This is a genomic window from Sphaerochaeta sp., from assembly GCF_050178175.1.
In the GTDB taxonomy this organism is placed as follows: Bacteria; Spirochaetota; Spirochaetia; order Sphaerochaetales; family Sphaerochaetaceae; genus Sphaerochaeta.
This window is the reverse complement of sequence record NZ_JBFXGH010000127.1, coordinates 1-5,699: the sequence shown is the minus strand read 5'-3', so window position 1 is coordinate 5,699 and position 5,699 is coordinate 1. Positions and strand designations below refer to the sequence as shown.

Genomic DNA, 5,699 nt, shown 5'->3' with positions numbered 1-5,699 from the left:
TTCTCTTTCCCATCCTATTACCATTCTCGATGATGGCTCCACCAGCAATGAGAATAGGCTGGGGGCTGTGAAGGATATTCTTTTTGCCATCGACCAGCTGGACCTCAAGGAGGACCTGTTGGTCTTGGCAGGAGATAATCTACTCGACTTCTCTTTCTCGGGTTTTGTTTCTTTCTTCAGGGAGAAGCAAGGCACGTGTATCATGCGTCACTATGAACCTTCCATTCCCCGGCTCCAGAGGACCGGTGTGGCCTCCATCGATGACTCAGACAAGGTCATATTGATGGAGGAGAAGCCCAAGGAGCCAAAGAGTCACTGGGCAGTCCCTCCTTTCTATGTCTACAAGAAGGAGGATATCCCCAAGATCAAGCAGGCAATTGCTGCTGGCTGTAACACTGATGCCCCGGGTTCTTTCATTTCCTGGCTGTGCAACCAGACTTCTGTCTATGCGTACCCTATGCCGGGCAAAAGGTGGGATATTGGGAACCTTGATGATTATGAGCAAGTGAAGACCGAATATAAGGGTCCGAAGAAACAGGAGGACTCTAAACCTGTTTGTCCTGCTTTTTACAATGAATTTGTACCATGAGCTTTGAAAGTGGGTTACACTACGAGAGATATTCATAAGGGGAAACAGATTACCATGCCACATTCCTTAGAAAAACAGTTCACCTCTTTGTACCCTTGGGCAGAGAAGAAAGACATTCACACAGCCTATGCTCCCTACCGGGTATGCCCGCTGGGTGCACATATTGACCACCAGTATGGCATTATTACCGGGTTTGCCTTGGATAAGGGAGTTTCCTTGCGGTTCCTCGTTTCCAATGATGGGGCAGTGAATCTGGACAGCATGAACTTTCCCGAACACGTCTCTTTTGATTTGCAGGATATTGGGGAGAGGCAGGGGAATTGGGGTGATTACGCCAAGGGTGCTGCATATGCACTTTCCCAGAATTATGAATTGAAGAATGGTATCAAGGGTGTGATCAAGGGGACCCTTCCCATCGGGGGGCTCTCTTCCTCTGCTGCAGTGGTATTGTGTTATATCAATGCACTCTGCTTGGCAAACGGTATTGAACTCTCTGCCTCTGAGCTGATCAAGACAGCGTTGTTTGCTGAGAATGGGTATGTAGGGATCAATGTAGGGAAACTCGACCAATCATGCGAGGTGCTTTGCAAGAAACAACATCTGCTTACCCTCGATACCCGCGATGATTCCTTCTCCCTGATTCCCTCTTCCCCCTCGCTTCCCAAGTTTGAGATTGCCATTTTCTACTCGGGTGTTTCCCGGGTACTCGGAAGTGGCTACAACACACGGGTGGATGAGGCAAAAAGTGCTGCATACAGCCTGAAAGCCTTTGCCGGGATTGAGTATGGCCTCTACAAGGATACAAGACTCAGGGATGTTCCTTCCTCTGTGTATGAGGAGTATAGAGACCAACTCCCGGAGGTGTTTGCAAAGCGTGCCCAACACTACTTCACGGAGATGGATCGCGTGGAGAAAGGCATTGAGGCCTGGAAAGAAGGGGATTTGGAGACCTTTGGAAAGCTGGTATTCGCTTCAGGATACAGTTCCATCCATGCCTGGGAGACAGGGTCTCCCGAGCTGAAGGCAATCTATGAGATTTCAGAGCATGTTCCTGGTATCTACGGCTGCAGGTTCAGTGGTGCAGGCTTTAAAGGGTGTTGCATGGCTCTCATTGATCCAGCGTATAAGAAAGAGATAAAGGAACAGGTTACCAGAGAATATCTACAGCAATTCCCCCAATACAAGGACATCTTCTCTGTCCATTTCTGCAAGACTGATGATGGGGTGAGAGTGGAGTAGATATAGATAGCTTATACCTTGACAAATATGTCAAAATTGATATATTGAGGATGTATTGAATTTATGACTGTAGAGTACTACCCGCTGACAGCAAAGGATGAGGGGTTCTCACGAATTGAGAAATTCATGAGAAAAGAATTAAGAAAAAGGAAGGATCTTGCAATTCTTGTTCAAGAATTCCTGAAAAGGGTAAATAAGAGTAGTACCTTACAAGCCTTCAAAGATGTAGAAGAAATCGCAGATCTAGAGTTTTCTACCACCTGCAACGGTAGGGATAAAGTCAGGCTACAAGAAATGAGAATCCCGATACAACGTAAAGGAGGTGTTGTGCGGATATATTTCATTGAGAGTAGGTATAGCAAAAACAAGCTTTTGCTTATTGATGGTGAAATTAAACATAAGAAATCCTCTAATATCAAAGACAACGTTAAATCTTTGATATTCAGTTTAGATTATTAACGAATGGTGGAGAATATGTTGGAAACAAGACCAATTTCGGAATTATTCAGGAAAGAGTTGGAAGCAGACCATGAGTATGCAGAATGGTCGTCTCAAATGAGGGCCCTTGCATCTTTCCTAGCCGATTACGAATACTTGAAGGACTTGCATAAGTATACACAAGCGGAAGTTGCTTCAAGATCTGGAACCAATCAGAGTGCAATTTCTAGGCTTTCTCGGCTAAAAGGGAAGCCTACCTATGATTTGCTGAGAAGAATAAGCTCAGCAGTCGGAGGAGATCTTTTTGTCACACCACTTGGCAAATATTCTGTCACTCTTAACTATGAGCATTTTGACATTGCAGAGAAAATTGCTTCAGAGAAATCAATGGAAGTCCCTGAGTTACTTGAAGAAATACTGCAAGATTATTTTGACTCCCATACTTTAGATTGATTTAGCAAATCGGCACTCATTACATGTACCTCCACTTCCTTGGATTAAATAATGTTCGGATAAGGAGGTGCTACACCATCCTCCTCCCCTCACTATGCCCAGGATCCATCTCTAACACCTTCTTGAACGCCTCTTCTGCTTCCTTCTTGTTGTTCTTGCCTAGGTTGCCAAGGCCGATGAGGAAGAGACAGTGAATCCTGTTTCTCTTTGATAGGTCTTCAGTGAATACCTGGAGATCAGGGAGAGAGACTGCAAAGTAGTCAATGCTCACCTCATCATCCATATGCTCCTTGCCATATCTCAAGAGTTCATCAAAACTGCTTGTTGCTTCTTGCTCTCTTCCCAGCTTTCGCAGTGCGAGGCCCTTGTAGAGAATCTGATGAGGACTCTGGTCGTAGTAATACATTGCTCCACTGGCAGTCAACAATCCCCGTGTGGCCAGATTCCAATGATGTACTGCAAGCTCATGGTTGTTTTCTTGCTCAAACAAGCACCCCAATAGGTAATGAACCTCATTATCCTTATTTCCCTCAAGCTTACCCTCATGCAGATTTTCAGGGTAGGTAAGTGCTTGGTTCAAGAGGTCTTTTGCTTTTTCAGGATCAGATTGTTTCTTTGCCAACTCCACCTGCGTAATGACATATTGGGTTGCGATCTTGCCTTCCCCACCTTCCCAAGGATGGAAACTGTAGGAAAACTCCAGCTTACGTGCCCTCTCATAGTCCTTTGTGAGGTTCAGCAAGGTAATATACTCAATCATCAAGTCATCACGGCGGAATACCAAATCCCTATGCTGTTCCAGGAAGACCTTCCTCTCTTCCGGTTTTCTCCCGCATTTCTTATACAGCTGGTCGAGCTCGTAGAGCAGACGGTCGTCCTCAGAATCCAGAGAAAAAGCACGCTCAAGAGCCACTCTTGCTCTCTCTGGGTCTCCTTCTTGGTTGAAATATACCAAAGAGAGACAGCGAAGCGTCTTTGCATGTTCTGGGTTGCTTTTGTTGGCTTGTTCCCATGATTCTTTTGCTCGCTCGTGTTCCCGTTTATCATACCAGTACGTACCAAGGAGGTAATGCACTTTCCAGAGATTCTTATGGGTACTTGCGAGTGATGTAAGGATCTTCAAGTCATCAAGGGTATTTGGGAAGTATGTGCTATCCTCCAGGGCTTCGGCCTGAGTTAGGAGTCTCTCTGTTTTCTTGGGTTCCGCGCTGTAGTGTGCCTTGGAGTAAAGCACCATGGGATTGGTTACTCCCTCTTGTGGGAGGATTGAAAAAGCCTTTTCATACATGCCAATCTCTGCGTACAAGCCAGCGAGGGTCAGGAGACGATAGGTGCCAATGGAGCAAACGTCATACATGTTTGTTGTATTTTGCTTGGTTGTTTTTATGCCTGCTCGTAAATCATGCGCAAGAGTATCAAATGGATCGATCTCAAGTGTCTCTCTGATGATCTCTTCAGCTTTTTCTCTGTTTCCTCTCTGCAACTCCGCAAAGGAAAGATAATCACGCGTTTTCAGGTTGTGGCTGTTTCTGATAAGGGATTTCTCCAGGAAGGTTGCTGCCTCTCTGTAGTGCTTCTTTCTCAGTTCCAGGATGCCGAGATGGAGAAAACCCTGCTCCTGCTGCTTTCCGTCCCAGATAGCCTTGTAGAAGGCATCATAGGCTTCCTCAAAGCGTTCTTGATGGAACAGGCTGAGACCGAGAAGTGTATATGCCTTGCTGTCGATTGGATTGGGGTTGTGCTTGGTTGCCCTCTCAATGGCCGTCCTGAAGAGCTTCTCGCTTCTCTCAAACAACCCTCTCTTGAGTAAGAGTTCGCCATATCCAGTAGTACATCGGTAGTCCTTCGGATCTCGCTTGAGTGCTTCCTGATAGTAGGGTTCACTTCTGAAGGTAGCGTGTCGATACTGCTCCAGGTGCACTGCGGCTAAGTACAGCTCTTCTACTGTATCAATGTTCTCGGGGGCAGGGATAGCTTTTGCTGGATCGGGAATATCGGGTGCTTGTTCCCTGTTTTGTATGTTTGAGGAAAGCAATCGCTCTCCATCGTTTGCATAGAGCGATATAGTATGGGCTGCTTCTGGCAACGTTGTCTCAAAGCACTCTGCTGCCTTGAGTATGATTTGCTTATCAAAGAGAACACCATTGGAAGATGAAGTTACAACAAGTCTTTGGGAGACCTCGCTGCTCGCATAGAGTGAGAGCTTCTTTTGTTCGTCCAGGGAGAGTACTACGTCCTTGGTAGCGTTGATCACCCTGGGTGCCTTCTTGTAGGGAAGGAAGTACTGCTTGAACGTCTTCTCTTCTCCAGGTTCGAGGAACGTAAAGTCAGGCTGGTTATCGGTGAAGACTCCAGTCATCAATTCTACATAGGGGCCATTCTCATCAGTGAGGTTTCTGTCCCATGCCTTGCCGAAGTCACCACAGCCCCATGTCCACTGTTTTTTTCCAGGAGAGATGTGGTGGTCGGCAATATGGAGAATACCTGTCTGCTTCTGGTGGTCGTAGCTTCCCACGAAGTCATAGTCACTATGGTAGGCCATGTATGAGGTGGGAACCGGGATGTTCTTATAGCGGGAGATGTCGACTCCCTCACTATAGTCATGCTTGTAATAGATGCCTGTGGCTATCGGGAATGTCGATACATCCCGCTTGCCATGATCCATGACAGCATGCACATCAGGGGGGAAGATGGACTGGGTATGGTCATTCACTGCAATGGCTGGATTCGCCCACCAGAGAAAGGTTTGGGGGAACTGGGTGGGGTTGTACAACTGGCCGGTGATCTCGACATATGCCTTGTCTTCATAGAGGGTGATGGTGGCGGTGGAAGTGGTGCCATACATCCTGTCAGTGTCATGTAGCTGGATGCTGACTGAGTGCTTGCTTGCATCTTCCTTGGTCTGGTAATCAACCGGCATGAAGGTGGTCGGACGGTGGTGCTGGGGCCAGTTGAATTCGATTCCGCCGCTGATCCAAGG

At 46.9% G+C, this 5,699-nt stretch carries 5 protein-coding genes; 4 read left to right on the top strand and 1 reads right to left on the bottom strand.

Annotated features, from left to right (window positions below; translation table 11 throughout):
* From AB7S66_RS10865 to AB7S66_RS10850, 4 genes are all read left to right on the top strand, one after another.
* A partial coding sequence (locus AB7S66_RS10865) for a sugar phosphate nucleotidyltransferase (RefSeq protein WP_428519919.1) occupies positions 1 to 589 on the top strand: 589 nt, incomplete at its 5' end.
* A 54-nt stretch (positions 590 to 643) separates the two neighbouring features.
* A complete protein-coding gene (locus AB7S66_RS10860) occupies positions 644 to 1,828 on the top strand; it encodes a galactokinase family protein (RefSeq protein WP_428519917.1) in 1,185 nt (394 codons plus the stop codon).
* Positions 1,829 to 1,891: 63 nt separating this feature from the next.
* Positions 1,892 to 2,287 (top strand): hypothetical protein, encoded by a 396-nt coding sequence (locus tag AB7S66_RS10855; RefSeq protein ID WP_428519915.1) that lies wholly within the window; start codon positions 1,892 to 1,894, stop codon positions 2,285 to 2,287.
* A gap of 15 nt (positions 2,288 to 2,302) precedes the next feature.
* Positions 2,303 to 2,719: a helix-turn-helix domain-containing protein gene (locus AB7S66_RS10850; protein ID WP_428519913.1), complete on the top strand. Its 417-nt coding sequence runs from the start codon at positions 2,303 to 2,305 to the stop codon at positions 2,717 to 2,719.
* A 70-nt stretch (positions 2,720 to 2,789) separates the two neighbouring features.
* Here AB7S66_RS10850 and AB7S66_RS10845 read toward each other — a convergent pair.
* Positions 2,790 to 5,699, bottom strand: a 2,910-nt coding sequence (locus AB7S66_RS10845; protein ID WP_428519911.1) for a DUF5107 domain-containing protein, incomplete at its 5' end; no start/stop codon positions are given.

Excerpts from the sequence above, each read along its gene's own strand:
- AB7S66_RS10860 (WP_428519917.1), top strand. The coding sequence starts at position 644 with ATGCCACATTCCTTAGAAAAACAGTTCACCTCTTTGTACCCTTGGGCA.
- AB7S66_RS10855 (WP_428519915.1), top strand. The coding sequence starts at position 1,892 with ATGACTGTAGAGTACTACCCGCTGACAGCAAAGGATGAGGGGTTCTCA.
- AB7S66_RS10850 (WP_428519913.1), top strand. The coding sequence starts at position 2,303 with ATGTTGGAAACAAGACCAATTTCGGAATTATTCAGGAAAGAGTTGGAA.